The 25,896-nt window shown below is 68.8% G+C and carries 27 protein-coding genes and 1 tRNA gene; 18 read left to right on the forward strand and 10 right to left on the reverse strand.

Annotated elements, in window-relative coordinates; translation table 11 throughout:
• The first annotated feature begins 14 nt into the window (after window positions 1–14).
• Window positions 15–1,106 carry a signal recognition particle-docking protein FtsY gene (gene ftsY / locus IE209_RS06685; RefSeq protein ID WP_189686179.1) on the forward strand — a complete coding sequence of 364 codons (1,092 nt, stop codon included), beginning with the start codon at window positions 15–17 and terminating at the stop codon, window positions 1,104–1,106.
• 6 nt (window positions 1,107–1,112) lie between these two features.
• Here ftsY and IE209_RS06690 read toward each other — a convergent pair whose 3' ends face one another.
• Together IE209_RS06690 and IE209_RS06695 are read right to left on the reverse strand one after the other, a co-directional pair.
• Window positions 1,113–1,775 carry a hypothetical protein gene (locus IE209_RS06690; RefSeq protein WP_189686180.1) on the reverse strand — a complete coding sequence of 221 codons (663 nt, stop codon included), beginning with the start codon at window positions 1,773–1,775 and terminating at the stop codon, window positions 1,113–1,115.
• A gap of 109 nt (window positions 1,776–1,884) precedes the next feature.
• The gene (locus tag IE209_RS06695; RefSeq protein WP_189686181.1) at window positions 1,885–2,769 is read right to left on the reverse strand and encodes a transporter substrate-binding domain-containing protein; all 885 of its coding nucleotides are present in this window, start codon (window positions 2,767–2,769) and stop codon (window positions 1,885–1,887) included.
• A gap of 192 nt (window positions 2,770–2,961) precedes the next feature.
• Between IE209_RS06695 and IE209_RS06700 the strand changes: the two genes are divergently transcribed.
• Window positions 2,962–3,939: a Bug family tripartite tricarboxylate transporter substrate binding protein gene (locus tag IE209_RS06700; RefSeq protein ID WP_189686182.1), complete on the forward strand. Its 978-nt coding sequence runs from the start codon at window positions 2,962–2,964 to the stop codon at window positions 3,937–3,939.
• Between the two features lie 315 nt (window positions 3,940–4,254).
• Here IE209_RS06700 and IE209_RS06705 read toward each other — a convergent pair whose 3' ends face one another.
• Window positions 4,255–4,434: a hypothetical protein gene (locus IE209_RS06705; protein WP_189686183.1), complete on the reverse strand. Its 180-nt coding sequence runs from the start codon at window positions 4,432–4,434 to the stop codon at window positions 4,255–4,257.
• A gap of 475 nt (window positions 4,435–4,909) precedes the next feature.
• On the opposite strand from IE209_RS06705, the gene IE209_RS06710 reads away from it, so the two are divergent.
• The 4 genes from IE209_RS06710 (at window position 4,910) to IE209_RS34160 (ending at window position 6,281) form a co-directional block, all read left to right on the forward strand.
• Window positions 4,910–5,143, forward strand: a complete 234-nt coding sequence (locus IE209_RS06710) for a hypothetical protein (RefSeq protein ID WP_189686184.1) — start codon at window positions 4,910–4,912, stop codon at window positions 5,141–5,143.
• Between the two features lie 99 nt (window positions 5,144–5,242).
• Complete coding sequence (locus IE209_RS06715; RefSeq protein WP_189686185.1) at window positions 5,243–5,449, forward strand: hypothetical protein; 207 nt, start codon at window positions 5,243–5,245, stop codon at window positions 5,447–5,449.
• A gap of 369 nt (window positions 5,450–5,818) precedes the next feature.
• On the forward strand, window positions 5,819–6,013 hold the full coding sequence (locus tag IE209_RS06720; RefSeq protein ID WP_189686186.1) for a hypothetical protein: 195 nt from the start codon (window positions 5,819–5,821) through the stop codon (window positions 6,011–6,013).
• A gap of 136 nt (window positions 6,014–6,149) precedes the next feature.
• Complete coding sequence (locus IE209_RS34160; RefSeq protein WP_268245947.1) at window positions 6,150–6,281, forward strand: hypothetical protein; 132 nt, start codon at window positions 6,150–6,152, stop codon at window positions 6,279–6,281.
• A gap of 289 nt (window positions 6,282–6,570) precedes the next feature.
• Here IE209_RS34160 and IE209_RS06725 read toward each other — a convergent pair.
• From IE209_RS06725 to IE209_RS06735, 3 genes are all read right to left on the reverse strand, one after another.
• Window positions 6,571–6,647, reverse strand: a tRNA-Met gene (locus tag IE209_RS06725).
• Window positions 6,648–6,682: 35 nt separating this feature from the next.
• Window positions 6,683–7,462 carry an enoyl-CoA hydratase gene (locus IE209_RS06730; RefSeq protein ID WP_189686187.1) on the reverse strand — a complete coding sequence of 260 codons (780 nt, stop codon included), beginning with the start codon at window positions 7,460–7,462 and terminating at the stop codon, window positions 6,683–6,685.
• Window positions 7,463–7,526: 64 nt separating this feature from the next.
• Window positions 7,527–9,215 (reverse strand): AMP-binding protein, encoded by a 1,689-nt coding sequence (locus tag IE209_RS06735; protein WP_189686188.1) that lies wholly within the window; start codon window positions 9,213–9,215, stop codon window positions 7,527–7,529.
• A gap of 101 nt (window positions 9,216–9,316) precedes the next feature.
• Here IE209_RS06735 and IE209_RS06740 point away from each other — a divergent pair, with 101 nt between their 5' ends.
• On the forward strand, window positions 9,317–10,207 hold the full coding sequence (locus IE209_RS06740) for an esterase/lipase family protein (protein WP_189686189.1): 891 nt from the start codon (window positions 9,317–9,319) through the stop codon (window positions 10,205–10,207).
• A gap of 47 nt (window positions 10,208–10,254) precedes the next feature.
• Entirely contained in the window at window positions 10,255–10,728 is a 474-nt protein-coding gene (locus tag IE209_RS06745; RefSeq protein WP_189686190.1) for an Lrp/AsnC family transcriptional regulator, read from the forward strand.
• Window positions 10,729–10,734: 6 nt separating this feature from the next.
• Here the strand turns inward: IE209_RS06745 and IE209_RS06750 are convergent, their stop codons facing one another.
• The gene (locus tag IE209_RS06750; RefSeq protein ID WP_189686191.1) at window positions 10,735–11,157 is read right to left on the reverse strand and encodes a hypothetical protein; all 423 of its coding nucleotides are present in this window, start codon (window positions 11,155–11,157) and stop codon (window positions 10,735–10,737) included.
• A 181-nt stretch (window positions 11,158–11,338) separates the two neighbouring features.
• Between IE209_RS06750 and IE209_RS06755 the strand changes: the two genes are divergently transcribed.
• From IE209_RS06755 to IE209_RS06795, 9 genes are all read left to right on the forward strand, one after another.
• Window positions 11,339–12,058: a GNAT family N-acetyltransferase gene (locus IE209_RS06755; protein ID WP_189686192.1), complete on the forward strand. Its 720-nt coding sequence runs from the start codon at window positions 11,339–11,341 to the stop codon at window positions 12,056–12,058.
• Window positions 12,059–12,148: 90 nt separating this feature from the next.
• A complete protein-coding gene (locus IE209_RS06760; protein WP_189686193.1) occupies window positions 12,149–13,039 on the forward strand; it encodes a CorC family transporter in 891 nt (296 codons plus the stop codon).
• Complete coding sequence (lnt, locus tag IE209_RS06765; protein WP_189686194.1) at window positions 13,036–14,580, forward strand: apolipoprotein N-acyltransferase; 1,545 nt, start codon at window positions 13,036–13,038, stop codon at window positions 14,578–14,580. Before IE209_RS06760 ends, lnt begins: the two co-directional genes overlap by 4 nt.
• 73 nt (window positions 14,581–14,653) lie before the next feature.
• Window positions 14,654–15,562 carry a glycine--tRNA ligase subunit alpha gene (gene glyQ, locus IE209_RS06770; RefSeq protein ID WP_189686195.1) on the forward strand — a complete coding sequence of 303 codons (909 nt, stop codon included), beginning with the start codon at window positions 14,654–14,656 and terminating at the stop codon, window positions 15,560–15,562.
• A 6-nt stretch (window positions 15,563–15,568) separates the two neighbouring features.
• Window positions 15,569–17,686 carry a glycine--tRNA ligase subunit beta gene (gene glyS / locus IE209_RS06775; protein WP_189686196.1) on the forward strand — a complete coding sequence of 706 codons (2,118 nt, stop codon included), beginning with the start codon at window positions 15,569–15,571 and terminating at the stop codon, window positions 17,684–17,686.
• Between the two features lie 7 nt (window positions 17,687–17,693).
• On the forward strand, window positions 17,694–18,281 hold the full coding sequence (gmhB, locus tag IE209_RS06780; RefSeq protein WP_189686197.1) for a D-glycero-beta-D-manno-heptose 1,7-bisphosphate 7-phosphatase: 588 nt from the start codon (window positions 17,694–17,696) through the stop codon (window positions 18,279–18,281).
• A 29-nt stretch (window positions 18,282–18,310) separates the two neighbouring features.
• Entirely contained in the window at window positions 18,311–19,054 is a 744-nt protein-coding gene (locus tag IE209_RS06785; RefSeq protein WP_189686415.1) for a lysophospholipid acyltransferase family protein, read from the forward strand.
• Window positions 19,051–19,899, forward strand: coding sequence for a M48 family metallopeptidase (locus IE209_RS06790; protein WP_189686198.1), 849 nt, complete (start codon window positions 19,051–19,053; stop codon window positions 19,897–19,899). The genes IE209_RS06785 and IE209_RS06790 overlap by 4 nt, the downstream gene beginning before the upstream one ends.
• A 16-nt stretch (window positions 19,900–19,915) precedes the next feature.
• Window positions 19,916–20,536, forward strand: coding sequence for a hypothetical protein (locus tag IE209_RS06795; protein ID WP_189686199.1), 621 nt, complete (start codon window positions 19,916–19,918; stop codon window positions 20,534–20,536).
• A gap of 15 nt (window positions 20,537–20,551) precedes the next feature.
• Here the strand turns inward: IE209_RS06795 and IE209_RS06800 are convergent, their stop codons facing one another.
• Both IE209_RS06800 and IE209_RS06805 read right to left on the reverse strand, forming a co-directional pair.
• A complete protein-coding gene (locus tag IE209_RS06800) occupies window positions 20,552–22,675 on the reverse strand; it encodes an FUSC family protein (RefSeq protein ID WP_189686200.1) in 2,124 nt (707 codons plus the stop codon).
• Window positions 22,672–23,631 (reverse strand): LysR family transcriptional regulator, encoded by a 960-nt coding sequence (locus tag IE209_RS06805; RefSeq protein WP_189686201.1) that lies wholly within the window; start codon window positions 23,629–23,631, stop codon window positions 22,672–22,674. Before IE209_RS06805 ends, IE209_RS06800 begins: the two co-directional genes overlap by 4 nt.
• A 109-nt stretch (window positions 23,632–23,740) precedes the next feature.
• Between IE209_RS06805 and IE209_RS06810 the strand changes: the two genes are divergently transcribed.
• Window positions 23,741–24,970 carry an MFS transporter gene (locus IE209_RS06810; protein WP_189686202.1) on the forward strand — a complete coding sequence of 410 codons (1,230 nt, stop codon included), beginning with the start codon at window positions 23,741–23,743 and terminating at the stop codon, window positions 24,968–24,970.
• Here IE209_RS06810 and uraD read toward each other — a convergent pair whose 3' ends face one another.
• Window positions 24,971–25,855, reverse strand: coding sequence for a 2-oxo-4-hydroxy-4-carboxy-5-ureidoimidazoline decarboxylase (gene uraD / locus IE209_RS06815; protein ID WP_189686203.1), 885 nt, complete (start codon window positions 25,853–25,855; stop codon window positions 24,971–24,973).
• Window positions 25,856–25,896: the final 41 nt, after the last annotated feature.

A 25,896-nucleotide genomic window follows, 5' to 3' on the forward strand; every position in this document is an offset into this window, starting at 1 on the left:
TAAGAACGCCCCAAATGTTCAGTTTCTTCAAGAAAAAACCGCCCGCGGCGGAGCCAGCAGCCGTTGAAGCGCCCCCTGCGCCGGCGGCGCCCGAGCCGGTGGAGCCCGCCGGTCGCAGCTGGTTGCGCAATCCCTTCGCGGCCAAGCCCGAGGCTGCGCCGGAGCCGCCGCCGGCCGAGGCCGCCGCCGAACCCGTGGCCCGCGCGGGCTGGGTGGACCGGCTCAAGCTGGGCCTGCGCAAGACCGGCAGCAGCATCACCACGGTCTTCACGGGCACCCGCATCGACGAGGCCTTGTACGAGGAGCTCGAGGAGGCCCTGCTGATGGCCGACACCGGCGTGAAGGCCACGACGGTGCTGCTGGACGACCTGCGCCGCCGCGTGAAGGAGGCCCGGGCCACCGAACCGGCCGCCGTGCGCGAACTGCTGATCGATGCCATCGCCGACCTGCTGCGTCCGCTGCAGAAGCCGCTGGTCATCGGCGAGCACAAGCCCACCGTGGTGATGGTGGCCGGCGTCAACGGGGCGGGCAAGACCACCTCCATCGGCAAGCTGACCCGGCACCTGGCCGCGCACAAGGCCTCGGTGCTGCTGGCCGCGGCCGACACCTTCCGCGCCGCAGCGCGCGAGCAATTGGCCGTCTGGGCCGATCGCAACTATGTGGAGATCATCAGCCAGCAGGGCGGCGACCCCGCGGCCGTGGCCTTCGATGCGGTGAACGCCGGCCGCGCGCGCGGCAAGGACGTGGTGCTGGTCGATACCGCCGGCCGCCTGCCGACCCAGCTCCATCTGATGGAGGAGCTCAAGAAGATTCGCCGCACGCTGGTCAAGGCCGACACGGCCGGCACCGGCGTGCCGCACGAGGTGCTGCTGGTCATCGATGGCAACACCGGCCAGAACGCGCTGATGCAGGTCAAGGCCTTCGACGACGCGATCGGCCTGACGGGTCTCATCGTGACCAAGCTGGACGGCACGGCCAAGGGCGGCGTGCTGGCCGCCATCGCGCAGGAGCGGCCGGTGCCGGTCTACTTCATCGGCGTGGGCGAGAAGCTGGAAGACCTGGAGACCTTCGACGCGCGCGAATTCGCGCAGGCCCTGCTGGGCTGAACACACTCAGGGCCGGTCGTCGCAATCGCCCTTGAACAGCTGGCGGCCGTTGTCGCGCAGCAAGCGGGCCTGGCGCTTGCGGGTGTCCACGCGCCATTGCGCACCGGTGCCGAACACGACCTCGTCGCCCGCCACGAAACCCGAACTGAGCCACTGCCCGTTCACGGCCACGGCGTTCTCGGCCACGCTGTAGCGCACCTCCACGCGGCGTTCCGCCCGCCCGGCATCGGGCTTCATGCGGCAGTACAGGCTGCGGCTGTCGGGCGGGCTGCCGCGCGCCGCCAGTTCGGCCGCGATCTGTGCGGCACGGCCCGGCGCGCCGCTGGCCTCGCAGCTGAACTGGGCCACCATGGCGGTGCCGTCCATGGTGTGCACGGGCTCGAACACCAGGTTGGTGAGGTCGGTGCGGCCGCTGCGGCGCGGCGGCTGCACGAAGGGCTGCTCGGGCTCGAGCCGGCCCGAGGGCATGACGGAGTTGAGGATGGCGATGCGCTGCGGCGTGCGGCAGTCCACCACGTAGTTGGCATAGCCGACCAGGGGCGATGGCCGCAGGGCGTGCACGAGGAAGTAGGTGCCGGCGACATGGTCGCGGTCGACCACGTCGAGCGCGATGGCGTCCACGCCGACCAGCATCTCGTCGATGCGCTGCACCATGTGGAAGCTGGCCACCGTCTGGGCGGTTGCCGGCAGGGCTAGCAACACGGCGACAACGCAAAGAAGAGGGCGGCAGGAAGGCATCAAGGAATTCAGGGCCCGGCCTGCGCCGCACTGCGCGGACCTACATGGCGGGCTTGTCGCTCAGGGCCTTCAGATTGTCGCGCAGCTGCTGGCTCATCGGCAGGCCGAGGTTGATGCCGCGCGGCGGGATCGGCGACATGAACCACTTGTTGTACAGGCGCTCGAACTCGCCCGACTTCATGGCATCGGCGAACACGCCGTCGACCAGCGCCTTGAAGGCCGGGTCGTCCTTGCGCACCATGCAGGCATAGGGCTCGACCTGCAGCGAATCGCCGACCACCTCGAGCTGCTCGGACATCTTGGAGTTCGCGCGCAGGCCGAACAACAGGATGTCGTCCATCGCGAAGGCGACGGCACGGTCGCTCTCGACCAGCAGTAGCGAATCGTCATGGTCCTTGCCCAGCACCACCGTCATGCCGATGTTGTTGTCCTGGTTGTACTTGCGGATGACCTGCGCATTGGTCGTGCCGGTCGTCGTGGCCACGGTCTTGCCGGCGAGGTCGGCGTAGTTTTTGATGCCCGAACTCTTCTTCACGAGCAGGCGCGTGCCGGTGTAGAAGTGGTTGATGGCGAAGGCCACGTCCTTGCCGCGCGCGGTGTTGTTGGTGGTCGAGCCGCATTCCAGGTCGATGGTGCCGTTGGTGAGCAAGGGGATGCGGTTCTGCGAGGTCACGGCCATGGCGCCAACCTCCAGGTTGGGCTTGTTGAGCTTCTTCTTGACGGCCTCGACGACGGCGTCGGTCAGGTCGACGGCGAATCCCACGGCCTTGGTCGAACCCGCCAGGTAGCTGAACGGTACCGACGATTCGCGGTAGGCCACGGTGATCTTGTTGCTGTCGGCCACCTTCTTCAAGGTGTCGGCATGGACGGCGGACAGGCTGGCGCAGCACAGCGCGATAGCGCTCAGGCGGGACAAGGCAGACATGGGCTTCCTCGGCAAGCGGATGGGGTTTGCAGTGTAGGCAGGCGGCACACGTCGGGAAGCAAGGGATATGCCTGAGACCGGCTCCCTTGCCGCGCGCCAGCGGCCGCCGTGGGCCGGTAAAACCCGCTCACGCGCTCGGCGCAGCTTGCTTACGCTGGCGGCCTCGCCCACACGACAAGGAGACCCGCCACCATGCAGACTGCCCCCCGCCGACTGCTGCTGTCCACCGCCCTGCTCGCCCTCGTGGCCAGCAGCCTGCCCGCCAAGGCGCAGCCGGCGGCCTGGCCGAGCAAGCCGGTCCGCATCGTCGTCACCTTCCCGCCGGGGGGGGCGCCGGACACGTTGGCGCGCCTCCTGGCCGACAAGTGGAGCGCGCTGGGCCAGCCCGTGACGGTGGACAACAAGCCGGGCGCCGGCGGCAACATCGGTGCCGACACAGTGGCCAAGAGCCCGGCCGACGGGGCCACCCTGGTGCTGGGTACGGTGGGGACGCACGCGATCAACGCCGCGCTGTACGACAAGATGCCGTACAACAACCTCAAGGACTTCACGCCGATCAGCTTCCTGGCCAGTACGCCCAACCTGCTGGTGGTCAACAAGGCCGTGCCAGCCAACAACGTGCAGGAGCTGGTGGCGCTGGCCAAGCGCGAGCCACTGGCCTTCGGCTCGTCGGGCAGCGGTACCTCGATCCACCTGTCGGGGGAGCTGTTCAACACGCTGGCCGGCGTGAAGATGCAGCATGTGCCGTACAAAGGGCGCGCTCAGGCGATCCCGGACCTGCTGGGCGGACGCATCGCGATGATTTTCGACAACATGCCGTCGGCGCTGCCGCTCGTGAAGTCCGGCGAACTCAAGGCCCTGGGGGTGACCAGCGCGCAGCGCTCCCCTGCCGCGCCGGACATCCCGACCATCGCCGAGGCCGGCCTGCCCGGATTCGAGGCCACCTCCTGGTTCGCGCTGCTCGGGCCGGCCGGGATGCCGCGCGAGGTTCAGTTGCGCATCAACCAGGAAGTCGCGCGTGTGCTGGCGCTGCCCGATGTGAGGGAGAAGCTCGCCACGCTGGGCCTGGAGCCGAACCCCGGCACCCCCGAAGCCCTGATGTCGCTCATGCAGAGCGAGACCGCCAAGTGGGCCAAGGTGGTCAAGGCGTCCGGCGCGAAGCCCGACTGAGCTACAATCGGGGGCTCACTGGTTCTGCAACCAGTGAAATCGCCTGGCCAGGCAACGCCGAATCTCACGGCGGCACGTCGACAAGATCGCTCACGACGAAAAACGCAGAGTGGTCCTGCATGCGAAAGTGCCGTAAACGTGGACCGCGTAAGAGTCCACGACCAAATTCTTGAAGTCCCGCTGCAACGCCAGTCTGTGTTTTGCCACGACTGGCGTTTTGCATGGTGCGCATGCCCCGTGGCCCCGGCCCGTGTCCTCGCACGCAAAAAAGCCCCGCTCACGCAGGGCTTGGAAAGATGGCGGCCGCAACCCGGCTCAGGTTGGCAGCCCCTTGGTGGCATGCCGTTTGTGGTCTTCGGCGCCGGCGCGGACCGGCACCGATTTGCTCGGCACATATGGAACGGTCATTGCGCTGTTCACATGGGTTCTGGGCTCGACGGCCGCCGATGCAGGCGGTGCGGGCTTGGAACTGTCGCTCCTGGTCTGGTCGCTCATGCTTGAAGAATCCGGTTGGTCATCAGGTCCGCAGGCGTGCTGTCCACGCGTCAGGTGCACCTCGGCGTTGCACAGCCCGAGGCCAACGCATCTCGACGCAACATTCGCGCCATGCGGATGACTGCAATGAAATCAACACGGAACTTGCCGCGCCGATCGCGCGGCGGCCCAGCTTGTAAAAAGGACCGACAGAACGTCCAATTCGCGTCACGCACGGGGGCAATTCGCCTGGACGCCGACCTCTGACCAGAAAAGCCACGATTCCCCTCATGTAGCGCTTGGGGCCTCCCATCTCAAGCCCAGCAACAGCACCACCAACGACACCAAATCAAGGCCGCATCGCGACCATCCATGTGTCCAGTCTTGTAGGACATGGCCGATGACGACCCACGTTACAGGGAGCCCGGGAATACCCTAGGTACTCTCGCAAGTGCTTGAATCTTAAAGGCGGCACAGTGCTTGCTTGGAGTTCATGATGACTCCCATTCAGTTGATGAAGCGTCTCTTGATTGCCATTGCATCGCTGCTTGCTGTGTCAGCGGCGTTCGCATTGGGCGCATACCCCGACCTTCCCTCCGTTCAAGCCCTGCCCGGCGCAGCGGTTTCGTGGGCGACGTCCACGTTCAGTGGCGACCACAGCGGCATGTGGGAAGTGGCGGCGGCGATCGCCGTGATGGCTGTGATTGCCAAGCGCAACGGCAAGACATGATCCACCGGCGCGCCGCGCATGGCCGCGGTGCGCATGCGACATGCAAAACATGTGCGGCATGTCACATTGGAAATACCGTCTCATGGTTACGCTCGCGCGATGAAACAAATTCGCATTGCAAGCACGCGCGAAATCGCGCAGAACGACCAAGGCCAACGTTTCGTCTGCGAGTGGATGGAAGGCTCGCTGATGAACCGGTGGCTGCTGAAGAACCGACTGGCCGAAGCACTGGAGGTGCACGGCACGGGAAGCCACTGGGTTGAAGTCCGGGACGCGCACCCCGTGCGCCACACAGCACCGGCCTGACGTCGAAACAACGTCGCCGAGCGTTGCAGCCGGCAGAGTCGATCAGGCGCGGTGGTCGTGGTCTCGCGCCAACAAAAAGCCTCCCCGGTTCGAAGACCGGAGAGGCTTTGAATTTTGCTGACGCGTCCCGCCGATAGCGCAAAACCAGCGTCCTGAGAGACGCAGTCCCACGGGTCGCGTTGGCCGGATGTGAACGCGACAAGTCAGGGGGCACGGCGCTGCCAATGAAACCGTGCGGAAAGTCGCCAACGGTTTGCATGAGTTCCTGCATCATGCCGCACCTCCGCGCCCCGTGCCGGCCAACTTCCCAGCGCATTGCAGGCAGCCGACGCTCGCCACCTGCGCAGTGCGCATCATCAAAACATGCCAATGAAGCGCGCCCTGATCGCTCTCGTCTCGGTAGTGTCCGTCTCTGCCGTCGTGGCCTTCGGGCCCCGTTCCGACGTTCAACCATCCGCTCAGGAACCGCCGCTGCTGACTGCCAGTTGGTTTGCCGACGACGGCTGGGCGGTGGTCGCGGCGATCATCGCAATGGTTTTGATCGCCAACAGAAGAAATCGTTGAGTGTGCCTGTGGCTTGAACGGCCAGTAGTGGCCAAGAGACGCCACACCAGGGTTTGCACCCGTTCATCAATCCATCGATGGCGCGGAAGATCGCTGGTATCAATTAGTTTCAGATCTCAACGATTGAGACGCTTCCATGACGCTCACCGCACTCATCGCCATCGCTTGCATTGCATGTCTTGCCCGCGGGGCATTGGCGGCCGGCCTCCGGCTGGAGCAAATCAGCAAGGAGCGCCAGGAAAACGCTGAGTTCCGCCAGGCGTCCTGAAGCCTCCGCGAAAGAAACCGTGGGCGCCACCCTCGCGGCCGCTGGAACCGTGCCAATCAACGAGAACGCCGCAACGGCCGCTGTCGGCGACGGCAACAGGCTCTTCCACCCACTGCACGCCCGGATGCAGCGCCGTCAGTGGCACGGGCGGTAGCTGGAAGGCCTCCTCACCCGCTCAACCTGCACTGCAACAAACGCAGTGCGGAAACCGGTGAAGTGCGCAGCCCACACCACACTCCGGAAAATAAAAAAGCCTTCGAAACCATTGATTTCGAAGGCTTTCGGATGTTGGTGGCGCTTCACGGATTCGAACCGCGGACCTGTGGATTATGATTCCATCGCTCTAACCGACTGAGCTAAAGCGCCGAGCCGCTAATTATAGCGTGGATTTCGCGCCGCCTTCAAGTGTTGGTGAAGCCGGCCTTGCGCTTGTTCATGAAGGCGTCCATGCCTTCCTTCTGATCGGCCGTGGCGAACAGGCCGTGGAACAGCCGGCGTTCGAACATGACGCCGTCGGACAAGCCGCTTTCGAAAGCACGGTTGACGGACTCCTTGGCGGCCATCACGGCGATCTGCGAGAACTCGCAGATCGACAGCGCAGCGCCCAGTGCTTCCTCCATCAGCTTGTCCAGCGGCACGACGCGGCTGACCAGGCCGGAGCGCTCAGCTTCGGTCGCGTCCATCATGCGTCCCGTCAATGCCATGTCCATGGCCTTGGCCTTGCCGACCGCGCGCGGCAGACGCTGCGTGCCGCCCGCACCGGGGATCACACCCAACTTGATCTCGGGCTGGCCGAACTTGGCGTTGTCGGCCGCGATGATGAAGTCGCACATCATCGCCAGCTCACAGCCGCCGCCCAGCGCGAAGCCGCTGACGGCCGCAATGACGGGCTTGCGCACGCTGCGGATCTGCTCCCAGTTGCGCGTGATGTAGTCGCCCTTGTAGACGTCGGCGAAGCTGTACTTGGCCATGGCGCCGATGTCGGCACCAGCGGCAAACGCCTTCTCGCTGCCCGTCAGCACGATGCAGCCGATGCTGTCGTCCCGGTCCAGCTTCTTGAGCGCGTCGCCGAGCTCGTTCATGAGCTGGTCGTTCAGCGCATTGAGCTGCTTGGGGCGGTTCAGCGTGACGACGCCGACTTTGCCGGCTTCCACACGCAAGGTGATGGTCTCGTACTCCATGGTCTCTCCGATGTTGTCGAACAGCAAAAAACGCCGACGACTATAGCGAGCACTGGCGCATCCTTCAGGCCCTTTCGCGACGCAGTTCGCGGCGCAGGATCTTGCCTACGTTGCTCTTGGGCAGCTCGTCGCGGAACTCGATGTGCTTGGGGCGCTTGTAGCCGGTCAGGTTGTCCTGGCAATGGCGCGCGACATCCTCTTCCGACAGCGCGGGGTCGCTGCGCACCACGAAGACCTTGATGGCCTCGCCCTGCTTCTCGTCCGGAATGCCGATGGCCGCGCACTCGACCACGCCGGGACACAACGAGATCACGTTCTCCAGTTCGTTCGGGAAGACGTTGAAGCCGCTGACGAGGATCATGTCCTTCTTGCGGTCGACGATGCGGAAGTAGCCGCGCTCGTCCATGGTGCCGATGTCGCCGGTGCGCATGTAGCCATCGGACGTGAAGGCCGCCGCGGTTTCCTCGGCCCGCTGGTAGTAGCCGCGCATCACGTTCGGCCCCTTGATGCAGATCTCGCCGGCCTCGCCCTGCGCCAGCGACAAGCCGTCGTCGTCCTTGATGGCGACCTCGATGCCGGGCAACGGCAGGCCGATGGTGCCGCTGAAGGATGTCGCCGTCACCGGGTTGTTGGTGCCGATCGCCACCGTCTCGCTCATGCCCCAGCCTTCGATCATGGGGCAGCCCGTCACCTCGAACCACTGCCGCGCCGTGCCTTCGGATGCGGCCATGCCGCCGGCCTGCGTGACGCACAGCTGCGAGAAGTCCAGGTGTTTGAACTGCGGATGCTGCAGCAGGGCGTTGAACAGGGTGTTCACCCCCGGCAGCAGATGGAAGGGCCGCGCCTTGAGCACCTCGACGAACTTGCCGATGTCACGCGGGTTCGGGATCAGCGTGAGGTGCGCGCCGAGCCGGACGACCAGCAGGCACAGCGTCAGCGCGAAGATGTGGTACAGCGGCAGCGCCGCGATGCTGTTGACCTTGCGCAGATCGCCCACGCGCGCAAGCGCTGGTGAGAACCAGGCCTCGGACTGGAGCACGCCCGCGATCACATTGGCATGCGTGAGCACTGCGCCCTTGGACAGGCCGGTCGTCCCACCCGTGTATTGCAGGAAGGCGATGCTCTCCAGCGTGGCCTGGCCCGGACGCAGGCTGCGCCGCCCGCCCTCCACCAGCACGGTGCGGAAAGGCGTCACACTGCGCCCCCCCTCCAAGGGCAGCTTGAACTCCGGCACCATCTTGGCGAGGTGGCGCACGGCAAACGTGATCCACGGGCCGTAGAAGGTGCCCAGCATGTCTCCCATCGAGGCCACGACCACGTGCCGCAGCGGCGTCTCGGCGATCACGCTCTCCAGCGTGTGTGCGAAGTTTTCCAGGATCACGATGGCGCTGGCGCCGGAGTCCTTGAGCTGGTGCGCCAGCTCGCGCGCCGTGTAGAGCGGGTTGACGTTCACGCAGGTGTAGCCCGCGCGCAGCACACCGGCCATGGTCACCGCGAACTGCGGAATGTTGGGCAGCATGATGGCCACGCGCGCGCCCTCCTCCAGCCCCATGCCTTGCAACCAGGCGCCCACGGCCGCGGACGCCTCGTCGAGTTCGCGGTAGCTCATCCAGCAATCCATGCAGACCGAGAACGGCTGCGCCGCGTTCTTCTTGAACGACTCTTCCAGCAACTGGGCAAGCGAGCGGTAGCGCGCGACATCCACGTCGTGCGGCACGTTCGGGGGGTAGCTGTCCAACCAGGGCTTTGCCATCTGCGTCTCCTTGTGCGGCGGCATTGTGCTCAGCACCCGCGCCATCGCCAGCGGGGCTTGCCCTAGGACGACAATGCAGGCCGCTCCACCGCCCCGCGCCCATGCTCGCACGCCTGCAACGACTGCTTTGCCTGCTTCTCACCTCATTGGCCCTGGCCTGGCTGCTCGGTTTCTGGTCGTCGTCGCCGTTGCTGGCCTTGGCGGGCCTGGCCTTGCCGGTGCTCGGCTACGGCGCTCTGCTGGCCTGCGAGTTCGCGCTGCTGGCGCGCCAGCACGAGGACCCCGCACCCCGGCCCACGCCGGCGCAGCTGCTGGGGGCCTGGTGGGCCGAGCTGCGCAGCGGCATGCAGGTGTTCTTCTGGCGCCAGCCCTTCCGCGAACATGCCGAGCCCGACCACCTGCCGGCCGGCACACGGCAGCGCGGCGTGGTGTTCGTGCACGGCCTGTTCTGCAACCGCGGCTTCTGGGCACCCTGGATGCGGCGCGCCCGGGCATGGGGCCTGCCCCACGTCGCCGTGAGCCTGGAACCGGTGACCGGCTCGATCGATGCCTATGTGCCGACCATCGATGCCGCGGTCGCCAGGCTCATCGCAGCGACCGGCCAGCCGCCGGTGCTGGTGTGCCACAGCATGGGCGGCCTGGCGGCCCGCGCCTGGCTGCGCACGCCCGGTGCGGCAGCCCGCGTGGCGCATGTGGTCACGATCGCGAGCCCGCACAGCGGCACCTGGATGGCCCAACTGGGCCACGGCGAGAACGCCCGCCAGATGGAGCGCGACAGCCACTGGCTGGCCCAACTGGCGCGCGACGAGGCCCATGCCGCGCCCGTGCCCTTCACCTGCTGGTACTCCAACTGCGACAACGTGGTGTTCCCGGTGTCCACGGCCGCGCGGGCCGGTGCCGACAACCGCTTCCTGCCGGGCCAGGCGCATGTGGCCTTGGCATTCCACGAACGCGTGGTGCACGACAGCCTGCAAGCCGTCCGCAGCGCCTGAATCCAGCGGCAGAATCGCACCCCATTTCCTTCTGAGCAGGAGCGGCCTTGGAAACGCTGGACAAGCTGGATCGCCAGATCCTGAACGCGCTGCAGACCGACGGGCGCGCCACCTACGAGCAGATCGCCGAGCAGGTGGGCCTGTCGGCCAGCGCCGTGCTGCGGCGTGTCAAGCGGCTGGAAGACACTGGCGTGATCGACCGCTACGTGGCGCTCGTCAAGCCCGAGTCCGTGGGCCTGGCGCTCACGGCCTACCTCAACGTGCGGCTGGAAAAGCTGGCCGAGACGCACAAGCGCAACCCCATGGACCTGTTCCGCGCCAGCGTCGTGACCTGGCCCGAGGTCGTGGAATGCGAGGCCCTGACGGGCGACATGGACTATTTGCTGCGCGTGGTGGTGCGCGACATGGCGCACTACCGCAGCTTCGTAATGGGCACGCTGCTCAAGCACCCCAGCGTGCAGGACTGCAAGACCAGTTTCGTGCTGGACCGCGTCAAAGCCACCACCGCGCTGCCGCTGTAGCGTGGCTCAATGGTCGGCGCGCATCTGCGCCGCGTGGCGGACCAGGCCGCGCGGCACGTCGGTGCGCAGCACTTCCAGGCCGGTGCGCGCGTGCTCCTCCCGGTCCAGCAGGCCGGCGAACATGAAGCTGACGTCGCTCATGCGCTGGCGCGCCAGCAGTAGTCCCTCATGGTCCGCGAGTGCCGCCATCCAGTCGCCACGCAGCGCCCACAGTGCCTCCGGATCGGCGGCCGATTTGATCCGGACGGCCAGGCCGGCCCGTTGCTCCGAATCGGCGATGGTCGCGAGCTGGGCCAGCATCAGGCGCCGGATCTCGTCCAGGCGACCTTCCCGGCGGGACCAAAGCCAGCGCAGCCAGCCCTGGCGTCCGGTACGCTGCCCAAAAGCCGAGCGATCGCCGGAAACATTTCCAAGAGGGGTCAAAGGCACGGGGTACTCCTGCTGCGGACCAACTTCACCGACGCAGTATCCAAACGGCTGGTTACAGCCAGATTGCAGCCTGCGCCGCGCTTTGTTTCGTTTGTTGCGCGATACCAATCGCCCCGCAGGCGGGGCCGAAATCCGTGCAGAACTGCCTGCGACAAGCGCGCATTGGTCGTATATTGCTGCAATGCAGCATAACACCCGATCCCCAGCACCGTCCGCGGCCGACGGCATTTCGCGCGCCCATGGGCGCGACGGGGCCGAAAAACGCCGCAGCGCTCCGGTCATCGTGCCGATCCGCTCCCTGGGCCCGGAGCACCGCGAACGCATTTCCCGCCACCTGATGGCGTTGAATCCGCACGACCGCTACCTGCGCTTCGGCTATGCGGCGGCCGACGAGCACGTGCGCCGCTATGTCCACAGTCTGGACTTCGACCGCGACGAGATCTTCGGCATCTACAACCGCCGGCTCGAACTGATCGCCATGGCGCACCTGGCCTTCTCCATCGATCCCTCGCTGACCTCCTGCGCCGAGTTCGGCGTGTCGGTCTCCGAGCATGTGCGCGGACGCGGCTACGGCGCACGCCTGTTCGAGCGGGCCGTCATGCATGCGCGCAACGAGGGCGTGCAAAGCCTGTTCATCCACGCCCTCAGCGAGAACACCGCCATGCTCAAGATCGCGCGCAACGCCGGCGCCACGGTGGAGCGCGATGGCTCGGAGACCGAGGCCTTCCTGCGCCTGCCCGCCGCCACGCTGGACTCGCGCGTGACCGAACTCATGCATCAGCACCTGGGCCTGACGGATTACCACCTCAAGGCGCAGGCCCAGCAGTTCCGCCGCTTCCTGGAAGGCCTGCAGGAAGTACGCCAGGGCGTGCAGGGCGCACGCGGAAAGTCCGGCCGTTGAACGCTGCCGGCCGCCCCCCGGCTGGGTGCCCGGGCAGCGATCCGCTATCCTTGCGGTTCCCCCACAGCCGCACGCCGTGCACCCCCGTCAGTGTCAGACCCCTATCCTGGGCGCTCCGCGCCCGGTAGCCCCGAGCGCGAAGACAAGCGCAGCTTCCTGCAACGCCTGGCCGAATTCATCCATCCCGGCCCGGATTCGCGGGCGGAACTGATCGAAACACTCAACGACGCGGAACAGAACGACATCATCGGGCCGGACGCCCGCGTGATGCTCGAAGGCGTGATCCGCATGGCCGACCAGACGGCCGGCGACGTGATGGTGGCGGCCACGCGCATGGACTGCCTGGACATCGACGCCCCTTACGAAGAACTGCTGCACCAGGTCATCAACACGGCGCACTCGCGCTTTCCCGTCTACGAGGGCGAGCGCGAGAACATCATCGGCATCCTGCTGGCCAAGGACCTGCTCAAGCTGCAGCGCGCGCCCGAACTGAACCTGCGCGCACTGCTGCGCCCGGCCGTGTTCGTGCCCGAGAGCAAAGGCCTGAACGACCTGCTGCGCGAATTCCGCGGCAACCGCAACCACCTGGCCGTGGTCATCGACGAGTTCGGCCGCGTGGCCGGGCTCATCACCATCGAGGACGTGCTCGAGCAGATCGTCGGCGAGATCGAGGACGAGTTCGACATCGTGGAAGACCACGGCGACATCTTCGGCCTCGCGGACCGCACCTACCGCGTCAGCGGCGACACGCCGGTCGAGCGTGTCGAGGAGGCCTTCGCCGTCACGCTGCAGACCGGCCCGGAGGATGACCGCTTCGACACCATCGGCGGCCTCATCGCGCACGAGGTCGGCCATGTGCCGCGCCGCGGCGAGAGCCACGACCTGGCCGGCCTGCGCTTTCTGGTGTTGCACACCAAGGGCGGCGCGGTGCGCTGGTTCAAGGTGTTCCCCGCGACCGACACCGGCGACACCACCGCATGAACGTGCGCGCCCTGCCAGGCGCCTGGGTGGCCATGGCGGGTGCGCTGCTGGCCGGCGGGGCCCATGCCTTGTCCATCGCCTCGCCCTGGGACGGCCAGCCGCAATGGTGGCTGCAGCTGTTCGCGCTCGAGGTGCTGGTGCGCCTGGTCGACAGCGCGCCCAGTGCGCGCGCCGCAGCGCTGCGCGGCTTCCTGTTCGCGCTGGCCTGGTTGGCGGGCACCTTCTGGTGGCTGTTCATCTCGCTGCATGTCTACGGCGGGCTCCCGGCTGTGCTCGCGGTGCTCTCGGTCGGCGCCCTGGCGGCCCTGCTGGCGCTCTACTACGCGCTGGCCGCCGGCATCGCACGCCACTGCGAGCTGCAGAACCCGCTGGGCCGCGCGCTGCTGTGGGCCGCGCTCTGGACGCTGGCCGAGCTCGCCCGCGGCCTGCTGTTCACGGGCTTCCCCTGGGGCGCGGCGGGCTATGCGCACGTGGACGGCCCGCTGGCCGCCTTCGCGCCCTGGGTCGGCGTCTACGGCATCACGGCCATCGCCGCGCTGTCGGCGGCGCTGCTGGCTTCGGTCGCCGCCTCCGCGCAAGGTCGCCTGCCGGCCGCGCTGGCGCTGGCGGCCGTCGTCGCGCTGTCCGTTGCGCTGGGCCGCATCCAGCCCGCCGCCGAGAGCGCCGTCATCGCCCAGCCGCTGCGCGTGAGCCTGTTGCAAGGCAACATCCCGCAGGACGTGAAGTTCGAGCCCGGGGTCGGCATCGAGCAATCGCTGCAGTGGTATGGCCAGCAACTCAACCTGGCCTCGGCGCCGCTGGTGGTGGCGCCCGAGACCGCGCTGCCGCTGCTGCCCGAGCAGTTGCCGATCGGCTACTGGCAGGCGCTGCAGGCGCGCTTCGCGTCCGGCGGCCAGAGCGCGCTGATCGGCATGCCCATGGGCGACATGCGCAGCGGCTACATCAACGCGGCCGTCGGCTTCACGCCCGGCCGCACGGCCCACTACGAATACGCCAAGCACCACCTGGTGCCTTTCGGCGAGTTCATCCCGCCGCTGTTCCGCTGGTTCACCGAGATGATGCACATCCCGCTCGGCGACTTCCGCCGCGGCGACGTGGGCCAGGCCTCGATGGCACTGGGCGCGCAGCGGCTGGCGCCCAACATCTGCTATGAGGATTTGTTCGGCGAGGAACTCGCGGCGCGCTTCGTCGACCCGGCCAAGGCGCCCACCGTCTTCGTGAACATGAGCAACATCGCCTGGTTCGGCGACAGCATCGCGATCGACCAGCACCTGTCCATCTCGCGCATGCGCGCGCTGGAGTTCCGCCGGCCCATGCTGCGTGCCACCAACACCGGCGCCACCGCCATCGTCGATGCACAGGGCAAGGTCACGCACGCGCTGCCGCGCCTCACGCAGGGCGTGCTGACCGGCGAGGTCTACGGCCGCACCGACATCACGCCGTTCGCCTGGTGGGCCGGGCGCTTCGGCCTGGCCCCGCTGTGGGGGCTGGCGCTGGCCGCCGTGGCGCTGGCCCTGCTCCGGCGCAGACGTCACCCGTAGAATCTGCCGTTTGCGCGTCCCCGGGGCGCGCCGCCTTCGACTTCCTGGCCGGCCCTCGCCCGGCTCCGCATCGATGCTGTCATTCCAACAAATCATCCTCAAGCTGCAGGCGTACTGGGCCGAGCAAGGCTGTGCGCTGCTGCAACCCTACGACATGGAGGTGGGCGCCGGCACCTCGCACACCGCCACCTTCCTGCGCGCCCTGGGCCCCGAGCCGTGGAAGGCCGCCTACGTGCAGCCCAGCCGCCGCCCCAAGGACGGCCGCTACGGCGAGAACCCGAACCGCCTGCAGCACTACTACCAGTACCAGGTGGTGCTCAAGCCGGCGCCCAGCAACATCCTGGAGCTGTACCTGGGCTCGCTCGAGGCGCTGGGCTTCGACCTCAAGAAGAACGACATCCGCTTCGTCGAGGACGACTGGGAGAACCCCACGCTGGGCGCCTGGGGCCTGGGCTGGGAGGTCTGGCTCAACGGCATGGAGGTGACGCAGTTCACCTACTTCCAGCAGGTCGGCGGCATCGACTGCAAGCCCATCACGGGCGAGATCACCTACGGCCTGGAGCGCCTGGCCATGTACCTGCAGGGCGTGGACAACGTCTACAACCTGCAGTGGACGGAAGGCCTCAGCTACGGCGACGTCTACAAGCAGAACGAGGTGGAGCAGTCCACCTACAACTTCGAGCACTCCGACGCCGACTTCCTGTTCACCGCCTTCAACGCGCACGAGAAGCAGGCCAAGCACCTCATGGAGCAGCAGCTCGCGCTGCCGGCCTACGAGCAGGTGCTCAAGGCTGCGCACAGCTTCAACCTGCTAGACGCGCGCGGCGCCATCAGCGTGACCGAACGCGCCGCCTACATCGGCCGCATCCGCAACCTGGCCCGCGCCGTGGCGCAGAGCTACGTCGACAGCCGCGAGCGCCTGGGCTTCCCCATGGCACCGCGCGAATGGGTCGCGCAGATCCCCCCGAAGAAGGCGGCCTGAGAACCTATGACTGCCCAGAACCTTCTCGTTGAACTGTTCGTCGAAGAACTTCCGCCCAAGGCCTTGCGCAAGCTCGGCGACGCTTTTGCGGGCCAGTTGCTGGAGCAACTGCGCGCCCAGGGCCTGGCCAGCGCCGATGCGCAGCTGACCGCGTTCGCCTCGCCGCGCCGCCTGGCCGCGCACATCACGGGCGTGCTGGCCCGCGCGGCCGACAAGCCGCAATCGACCAAGCTGATGCCGGTTTCGGTCGGCCTCACGGCCGACGGCCAGCCCACGCCCGCGCTGCTCAAGCGCCTGGCCGCGCTGGGCGCCGATGCCTGCGCCGTGCCGCAGCTCAGGCGCGCGCCCGACGGCAAGGCCGAAGCCCTGTTCTTCGACAGCGTGCAGGCAGGCAGCGCCTTGGCCGACGGCCTGCAAAAGGCCTTGCTCGAAGCCATCGCCAAGCTGCCGATCCCCAAGGTCATGAGCTACCAGCTGGAAGAAGGCTGCGAGCTGCCGGGCTGGACCAGCGTGAGCTTCGTGCGCCCGGCCCATGGCCTGGTGGCGCTGCACGGCAGCGAGGTCGTGCCCGTCACCGCCCTGGGCCTGAAGGCCGGCAACAGCACGCAGGGCCACCGCTTCGAGGCGGCCAAGTCGCCCGTGGTGATCGCCCATGCCGACCGCTATGCCGAGACACTGGCCCAAGACGGTGCCGTGATCGCCGGCTTCGACGCGCGCCGCGCCGAGATCGCGCGCCAGCTGGCCGCCGCGGCAGCCGAGGTCGGTGGCGGCGCCCGACCCATCGAGGACGAGGCCCTGCTCGATGAGGTCACCGCCCTGGTGGAACGCCCCAACGTGCTGGTCTGCGCCTTCGAGGAGCAGTTCCTGGGCGTGCCGCAGGAGTGCCTGATCCTCACGATGAAGGCCAACCAGAAGTACTTCCCGCTGCTGGATGCGGCCGGCAAGCTGACCAACCGCTTCCTGGTGGTCAGCAACATCCGCCCCGATGACGCCAGCGCCGTGACCGGCGGCAACGAGCGCGTGGTGCGCCCGCGCCTGGCCGACGCCAAGTTCTTCTACGACCAGGACCGCAAGAAAACCCTGGCCGCGCGCGTGCCCGGCCTGGACAAGGTCGTCTACCACAACAAGCTGGGCAGCCAGGGCGAGCGCATCGCGCGCGTGCGGGCCATCGCGGCCGCCATCGCCCGGCAACTGGGCGGTGCCGAACTCGCAGCCCAGGCCGACCAGGCCGCGCAGCTGGCCAAGAGCGATCTCGTGACCGACATGGTCGGCGAGTTCCCGGAACTGCAGGGCACCATGGGCCGCTACTACGCGCTCAACGACGGCCTGCCCGAGGCCGTGGCCGACGCCATCGAGGACCACTACAAGCCGCGCTTCTCAGGCGACGCGCTGCCGCGCAACGACGTGGGCCTGGTGGTCGCGCTGGCCGACAAGCTGGAAACCCTGGTCGGCATGTTCGGCATCGGCAACCTGCCCACGGGCGACCGCGACCCCTTCGCGCTGCGCCGCCATGCGCTGGGCGTGCTGCGCATGTTGTCCGAGAAGAACCTGCCGCTGGCACCCGAGGCGCTGGTGCGCGCGGTCGTGCCGGCCTTCGGCGACAAGATCCAGGATCCGACCGAGGCGCTGCTGAATTTCCTCGACGAACGGCTGGCCGGCAGCCTGCGCGAGCAGGGTTACAGCGCCCAGGAAGTTGATGCCGTGCTGGCCCTGCGCCCGGCCCGCCTGGGCGAAGTGCCCAAGCGCCTGGCGGCCGTGCGCGCCTTCGCCGCCCTGCCCGAGGCCGCCGCGCTGGCCGCCGCCAACAAGCGCGTGTCCAACATCCTCAAGAAGGCCGGCGATGTCGATGCCCATGTCAGCGAAGTGCTGCTGCAAGAGCCCGCCGAGAAGGAGCTGTACGCCGCGCTGCAGCGCATCGCGCCGGCGGCCGACGCGCAGTTCGAAGCCGGCGACTACACCGCCTCGCTGCAGACCCTGGCCGCACTGCGTGCACCGGTGGACGCCTTCTTCGACGGCGTGATGGTCAACGCCGAGCAGGCGGACCTGCGGCTGAACCGCCAGGGACTGCTCAAGTCCCTGCATGTGGCCATGAACCGGGTTGCCGACCTGTCGGGACTTGCCTAATTCCGCCATGAAACTGGTCATCCTGGACCGCGACGGCACGATCAACGTCGACAGCGACGAGTTCATCAAGTCGCCCGAGGAATGGGAGCCCTTGCCCGGCGCGCTGGAGGCCATCGCCAAGCTCAACCACGCCGGCTGGCATGTGGTGATCGCCACCAACCAGTCGGGCCTGGGCCGCGGCCTGTTCGACGTGGTCTCGCTCAACGCCATCCACGCCAAGATGCACAAGGCCCTCGCGGCACTGGGCGGCCGCATCGATGCGGTGTTCTACTGCCCCCACACACCCGATGACCACTGCGCCTGCCGCAAGCCGCAGCCCGGCCTGTTCCAGCAGATCGGCGAGCGCCTGGGCGTGGACCTCCAGGACGTGCCCACGGCCGGCGACAGCGCGCGCGACCTGCAGGCCGGCGTCGCGGCCGGCTGCGAACCGCACCTGGTGCTGACCGGCAAGGCCGCCGCCTGGCGCGACCAGGGCGCGGCACCGCCGCTGCCCAACGACTTCCCCGCCCACACCATCGTGCACCAGGACCTGGCGGCCTTCGCCGAATTCCTGACCGCGCGCGAACTGCTGCAACGCCCGGCCCCTGCACCATGAGAAACGGTTTGTCTGCCGGCGCCTGGCTGCTGGCCTTCGTGCGCTCGGTGCTGCACCTGCTCTGGATGGTGGTCACCATCGTGCCCTGGGCCACCTTCGCGATCATCGCCTCGCTGTTCGTGAGCCCCACGCGCATGTACTGGATCTGCGCGGGCTGGCTCAAGACCGCCGTCAGCGGCGGCCAGTGGATCCTGGGCATCCGCAACCGCATCACGGGCTTCGAGAACCTGCCGCATGGCGAACTCGACGCCGCCGTGCTGCTGGTCAAGCACCAGTCGACCTGGGAGACGCTGGTGATGCCGGCCATCATGCCGCACCCGCTGGCCTATGTGTTCAAGCGCGAGCTGCTCTACATCCCGTTCTTCGGCTGGTCCATGGCCCGCATGGACATGATCCACATCGACCGCTCGCAGGGCGCACGCGCCTTCGCCAAGGTCGTGCAGCAGGGCCGCCGCCTGCTCAAGCAGGGCAACTGGGTCATCATGTTCCCCGAGGGCACGCGCATCCCGCGCGGCGGCGTCGGCAACTACAAGTCGGGCGGCACGCGGCTGGCGATCGCCTGCGGCGCGCCCGTGGTGCCGATCGCCGTGACCTCGGCCAAGTGCTGGCCGCGCAAGGCCTTCGTCAAGCGGCCCGGCATCGTCGACATCTCCATTGGCAAGCCGATTCCCACCGAGGGCCGCCAGGCCGACGAACTCATGCGCGAGGTGCAGGCCTGGATCGAATCCGAGATGCACCGGCTCGACCCCGAGGCCTATCCGGGCTTGAAGTGAAGCCCCTGGTCCAGCTGGCGCTCGACTTCTTCGCGCCACCGCCGCCACCGGAACCCAGCGCGCCTGCCGCGCCGCTGGCGCCGGCCGGCAGCGCCGTGCGCTTCTCCCATCCACAGGCCAACCGCCAGGCCCTGCTCGGCCCGGCCGTGGTCGACTACCTGTTCAAGCGGGCCAAGCGGCGCAGCATCGGCTTCGTGGTCGCGGCCGACGGTCTGGTCATCAGCGCGCCGCGCTGGGTACCGCTCGCCGAAGTGGACAACGCCGTGCGCGACAAGAGTGGCTGGATCCTGCGCAAGCTCGGCGAGGCCCAGGACCGGCAACAGCGCATGTCCCAAGCCCGCATCGTCTGGCAGGACGGCGCCGAACTGCCCTTCCTGGGCCAGCGCATCCGGCTCGTGCTCGACCCGAGCCACCGCTTCGCGGGCAGCGGCGGTGCCGCGCTGGACGCCGAACGCGGCCTGTTGCAGCTGGCCCTGCCCGGCAGCGCCGCGCCCGAGCAGATCCGCGACACCGTGCAGGCCTGGCTCATGCGCCAGGCCAAGCACCTGTTCACCGAACGGCTGCAGCACTATGCGCCGCAGCTGGGCGTGCAGTGGACCCGGCTCACGCTGTCCAGCGCCGGCACGCGCTGGGGCAGCGCGAGCAGCAGCGGCACGATCCGGCTGAACTGGCGGCTGATCCACCTGCGCCTGTCCATCATCGACTACGTGGTCGTGCACGAACTGAGCCATCTGCGCGTGATGGACCACAGCCCCCGCTTCTGGGACACGGTGGCCTCCATCGTGCCCGACTACGCCGCGCTGCGCGGCCAACTCAAGGACGAGCCCATCCCCCAATGGCCATGAATCCAGGAATGCGCCCATGACCGAACTCCTGCTGCTGCTGGCCGTGCTGGCCGTGGCCGCACAGGTGCGCAAGACGCGCGAACAGCAGGCCCGCGTGGCCCTGCTTGCGCAGTACCTGCGTCCCTACCAGATCGAGCAGCAGATGGAAGCGCTGATCGATGGCTACCTGCGCTGGCTCGGCGAGGCCGATGCCGAACGCGCGCTGCAGATCCGCGGCGTGCTGGCGGGCACCGAGCAAGGGCTGGCCGGCCAGTTCCAGCGCTTCGCGGCCGACGTGGCCGGCATGCCGGCACCGCAGGCCCAGGTCAGCAAGCTGCCGATGTGGATCCCCTGGGCCCAGCAGCTGCTGCCGCGCTACCGCATGTTCGACGTGCGCGAGGCGTTCAAGATCCATGCGCGCGGCATCGCCGACGTCGCCGCCAACAGCGCGAACCTCAGCGACAAGCAACTGGCGCGCCGCATGATGGCCGAGCTCCTGCTCATGCAGCACACCTGCCATTGGTTCTGCCGCTCCAAGGCCGTGGCCGATGCGCGCCTGGTCATGCGCCACCAGACCGCCTGGCAGCAGGCGCTGGACACCGTTTCGCCGCAGACGGCGCGCGATTACCGCGAACTGCTGGGGCTGCCGGCCGCCTGATCGTGGCCTGATGCCTCAGCGGCGCGCGCCGGCCGCCTGCACGGCGGTGGCGGCTTGCCGCACGCCGCGCGCCCCCTGCACGACGAGCTGCAGCCGGCGCTGCAGCCAGGGCAGCAGCGGCGCCTGCGGGTCGGGCCAGTCCAGGCCCGCACCGGCAAGGTGGCCCACGCCGGCTTCCACGGTGCCGGCCAGCACCCCGGCCACCTCGGCCTGCGCCGCCACCAGGGCCTGGCGTGCCGAGGGCTCGTCGAGCCGCTCGCGCCTGCGCTCCAGCATGGTCCGCACGGCCGACAGCTGCGCCAGCAGCACATGGCAGCGCGTGAGCAGCGTGGCCATGGCCGGCACCGGCAGCTGCACACGACTGGGCTCGGCAGCGCTGCGCTGGGCGCTCGCGGCGATGGAGCCGATGGCTTCGTAGAACTCGCGCCGCGCCAGCCGCAGCGCGAGGTCGGAACGGCCGGCCTCGGGCCAGCGCAGCGCCTCGGCCGCGAGCACGCGCGCCGCCTCCTGCACGCGCGCCACCAGCCGCGCGAGACTGCGCCGCTCCCAGGCCGGCAGCACGTAGCAGAAGGCCCAGGCCAGCAGCGCGCCCAGCACCGTGTCGGCCAGCCGCTCGCCGATGGCGAAGCCGCCGGCCGGGTGCGCCATGTGGGCCTGCAGCAGCGCCATCATGGTCGCGGCGGTGGCCGTCACGAGGTAGCGCACGTTGACGAAGGCGTGGGCCACGCCCACGGCCAGCACGAACACCGCGCCCGACAGCCAAGTCTGGCCCAGCCAGGCGAACAACAGCACCAGCAGGCAGCCCAGCACGGTGCCGGCCACGCGCGCGTCGCGCCGGGCCAGGGTCTGGTCCAGGTTGCCGCGCAGCACCACGGCCACGCTGAGCACCAGCCAGTGCGGATGCGAGGCCCAGGGCAATGCCAGCGCCAGGAAATACGCCGTGCCCAGCGCCGCGGCGCTGCGCAGGGCCTGGCGCAGGATGGGCGAGGACAGCCGCCGGTGCGGCGCCAGCGCGGCCAGCGGCCAGCCCTCGGGCGAGACGAAGAACTGCAGTTCGGCAGCACTCAGCGGCACGGGCTGGGCCTGGCCGCGCCAGGTCTGCAGCATGCGCTCGAGGTCGTCGGCGATGTGCTGGGCCCGTTCGCCCAGGGCGGCCGCCAGCGCGCTGCGGCGCGGATCGTCGCCGAAGGCGGCTAGTGCGGCCGGCAGCCCCTGGTCGCCCACCGGCGCAGCGGCCATGGGCCGGTCCCATTGCACGGCCTGGGCCAGCCAGTGCAGTGCGTCGGCCGTGGCCGCGATGCGCGCGGCCAGCGCCAGGCGCAAGCGCTCGGCCGCGGCATCCTCGCCGAGCAGGTCCAGGTCGAGCTCGCTGCCCAGCAGCGTGTCGCGCAGCGCGATGGCGTGCAGCAGGATCGCGATCTGGCGCTGCGCACCAGGTGCCTCGGTGGCCGGGAACAGCAGGTCGCGCGCAGGCTGCAGCCGCTCGTCCAGGCCCACCTGCCGCTGCATCCAGTCCTGCAGCGGCAGCGCGCCCGCGATCTCGCGCGGGCCGGCCGAGAGCATGGCCGCGCGCGAGCGCAGCAGCGCGGCCGTGCCCTCGACCACGGCCGCCAGCGCCAGCGCGCGGTAGCGCGGCTGCAGCCAGCGCGAAGCGAGAACGGCCCAGCCCAGGTAGACCAGGCTGCCGAACGCCGTCCACAGCGCATGTTCGATCTGGACCTGCCAGGAGCCCGGCGCCGGGCCGGCCATGGTGAACACGATGGCCAGCACCGGCACGAAGGAGATCGGCCCGGCGCGGGGGCCCCAGGCCAGCAGCATGCTGGCGCCGAAGGCCAGCAGCGCGACGAGAGCGCCGAGCACCACCGCATGCCCGCGCAGGGCCGTGACCAGCACGCTGGACACCAGGCCCACGGCCGCGGCCATCGCGACGCGGCGCCAGGTCCGGTGCGGCGGATTCGGCGTGTCGGCCAGGCTGGCGTAGATGGCACCGCTGGAGGCCAGCAGCGAGGCCGGCAGGCCACCCAGCGCAGCGGCCAACAGCTGCACGAGCAGCACGCCCAGCGCCGTGCCGATACCGTTCAGACCGTAGGCCGGCAGTTGCACCAGCCAGCGGCGAATGGCTTCGAGGGGGAATGTCAACGCACGGCCTCCATGAGGCCGGCGATCTTAGACGCCACCGGCGGCACATAGGCCGCCCATTCGGCTTCCGGCGCCTGCATGGCCTGCGCCAGGTAGTTCACCATCGAGGCGATGCGCACCGACACGGCCGACTGCTGGTGGTAGACCGCATGCACCGGCCGCGGCTTGTCCAGCGTGGCCTGCGGCAACACCTCCACCAGCCGTCCTTCGGCGACATCGCGTGCGGTCATGAAGTCGGCCAGGTAGGTGATGCCCATGCCGGCGATCGCCATCTGGCGCTGCGTTTCGCCGCTGGACGACAGCAGCGTGGGCTGGATGCGCACCACGCTGCCATCGGCGCGCTGCACGGGCCACAGATTCAGCACCTCGGGCTGGCTGAAGCCCAGCAGTTCGTGCGACAGCAGCGCCTCGGCATCCGCCGGCGTGCCGCGCCGGGCCAGGTAGGCGGGACTGGCCACGAGCCGGTTGCGGCACTGGCCCAGCAGGCGGCTGTGCAGGGTCGAGTCCTTGAGCTCGCCGATGCGGATAGCCAGGTCCACCCGCCGCTCCAGCAGGTCGATGAAGCCCTCGTTGTTGTGCAGCACCAGGTCCACGCCCGGATGCAGCGCGCGGTAGCCCGGCAGCAGCGGCACCAGCACATGCAGCATGAAGGGCGAGGACGCATCGATGTGCAGCGGCCCGGACAGCCGCCCGCGCCGTTCCATGAGGCGGTCTTCGGCCACACGCACCGACTCGACGATCTGGCGCGCGTCGTGCACGAAATTGCAGCCCTCGTCGGTCAGATCCAGCCGCCGGGTGGTCCGGCGCAGCAAAGTGGTCTGCAGCTTCTCCTCCAGCCGCGCCAGCAGCCGACTGGTGGTCGAGACCGGCTGGCCCAGGTGCTCGGCTGCGGCCGTCAGCGAACCTGTGTCGACCACGGCCAGGAACACGGCGACCTCTTCGAGCGTGATCTTCATATTCCCATCTGAAGCAAAAGTATTTTCGAAATTCTGCCGTTTACTGGAAAGGTCTGCCTCGCCACAATCGCCAACCTCGGGTTAACCCTAGACACACCACGCCACCGCCATGCACACCACCACCTCCATTGCGCCGGCCACGGCCGGGCACCCGCCCCGCAGCGCCACGGGCCCGCTGCTGGCCCTGGCCATCGGCTCCTTCGGCATCGGCACGACCGAATTCGGGCCCATGGGCATGCTGTCGTCCATCGCCGAGGGCGTGGACGTGTCCATCCCGTCCGCCGGCCTGCTGGTCTCGGCCTATGCCATCGGCGTGACGCTGGGCGCGCCCTTCATGACGCTGCTGCTGGGCCACTGGTCGCGGCGCAAGGCCTTGATGGTGCTGATGGCCATCTTCACGCTGGGCAACCTGCTGTCGGCGCTGGCGCCGGGCTATGCCAGCCTGATGGTCGCGCGCGTGGTGACCAGCCTCACGCACGGCGCCTTCTTCGGCATCGGCGCCGTGGTCGCGGCCAGCCTGGTGCCAGCGAACAAGCAGGCCAGCGCGGTCGCCACCATGTTCATGGGCCTCACGCTGGCCAACATCGGCGGCGTGCCGGCCGCCACCTGGCTGTCCGACAGCTGGGGCTGGCGCCAGTCCTTCGCCGCCATCGCGGTGCTGGGCGTGCTGGCCATGGTGGCGCTGCGCCTGGCGCTGCCGCGCGACGCTGCGGTGCGCGCGCGCACCGACGTGCGGGCCGAACTCAAGGTGCTCACGCGGCCCGTGGTGCTGCTGGCCATGCTGACCACGGTGCTGAGTTCGGCCGCCATGTTCTCGCTCTACACCTACATCTCGCCCGCGCTCAAGACCTTCAACGCGGCCTCGCCGGCGCTCATCACGGGGCTGCTCGCGCTGGCCGGCGTCGGCTTCACGGTCGGCAACAGCCTGGGCGGCCGGTTCGCCGACCGCTCGGTGGACAAGACGCTGGTCGGTTTCCTGGCGCTGATCGCGGCCAGCATGCTGGCCTTCCCCTGGCTGGCGCAGACGAACGTCGGCGCGGCGCTGGGCGTGCTGGTCTGGGGCATCGGTGCGTTCGCCGTGGTGCCGCCCATCCAGATGCGTGTGATGCGCGCGGCGGCCGGCGCGCCCGGCCTGGCCTCGGCCGTGAACATCGGTGCGTTCAACCTGGGCAACGCGCTGGGTGCCGCCATGGGCGCGGCCGTGCTGAGCGCAGGCCTGGGCTATGCGGCAGTGATGTTCGCGGGCGCCGCCGTGGCGGTGCTGGCGCTGCTGCTGGTGCTGTGGTCCGCCCGGCGCGGTGCCCGGCAGGACGTGCCGCACGCGGCAGCCTGCTGCTGATCAGCCTTCGCGCTCGCAGGCCAGGCTGTAGGACCAGGGCGCGACGGACAGCGCGAGCCGGTAGGCGGCCTCGGGCGCATCGATGGCAAAGGCGATCGGCACCACATCCGGCAGCTCGGCCGCGTCACCGTGTCGCCGCAGGTAGTCGCCGAGGGCCACGCGCAACTCATAACGGCCCATGCGCAGCGGGGCGCCGGTCATCAGCGCCACGCCGGCGCCGTTTTCCACGGACGCAGCCAGCAGCGCGCCATCGGCATCGTGCAGCGCCAGGTGCAGGCCCTCGGCGGGACGGCCGCGCTGGCGGTCCCGCGCCTGCACGGCCAGGCTGCCGTGCAGCCCGTTCAGCCCATGGTCCGCGATGCGCTCGGCCAGCCGCAGCCGCGTGATGCGGCCGATCTCCACCAGCGTGTTGGCCAGTTCGGTACCGCGGTCGTTGGCCAGCCGCTGCGCGAAGGCCGCCAGCGCCGACGCCCGCGTGTGCCGCTTGATGCACAGGATGAACGGAAAGCCGAAGCGCGCGCGGTAAGCCGCGTTGAGCGCATCCCAGCGTGCGCTGTCCTGCGGGCTCAGCGCATCCAGGGCCAAGCCGCCCTGCTCGCGCACCGAGTCGGCGGTCATGTGGCCCAGGCGCGCCGCCGCACCGGCCAGTTCGGGATGGCCGTTGAACAGCGCCACGCGCGCATCTTCCGCGCGCGCCGCCACGGCCGCCAGCATGGCGCGGTGCAAGGCGTCCGCAGTCGCGAAGGGACGCTGGTCGACGATGGCCGCGGCCACCCAGGGCGCATGCTCGAACACATCGCCCAGCAGGCTGCAGAACACGGACGCATCCGCTGCGTTGAGCTGCGCCAGCGTGGGGCGGACGGCGGTGTCGGAAACGGCAGGCATGGCGGCCATCGTAGGAAACATCCAGCATTGCCGTCCATCAC

Source organism: Pseudorhodoferax aquiterrae (assembly GCF_014652235.1).
In the GTDB taxonomy this organism is placed as follows: domain Bacteria; phylum Pseudomonadota; class Gammaproteobacteria; order Burkholderiales; family Burkholderiaceae_C; genus Pseudorhodoferax; species Pseudorhodoferax aquiterrae.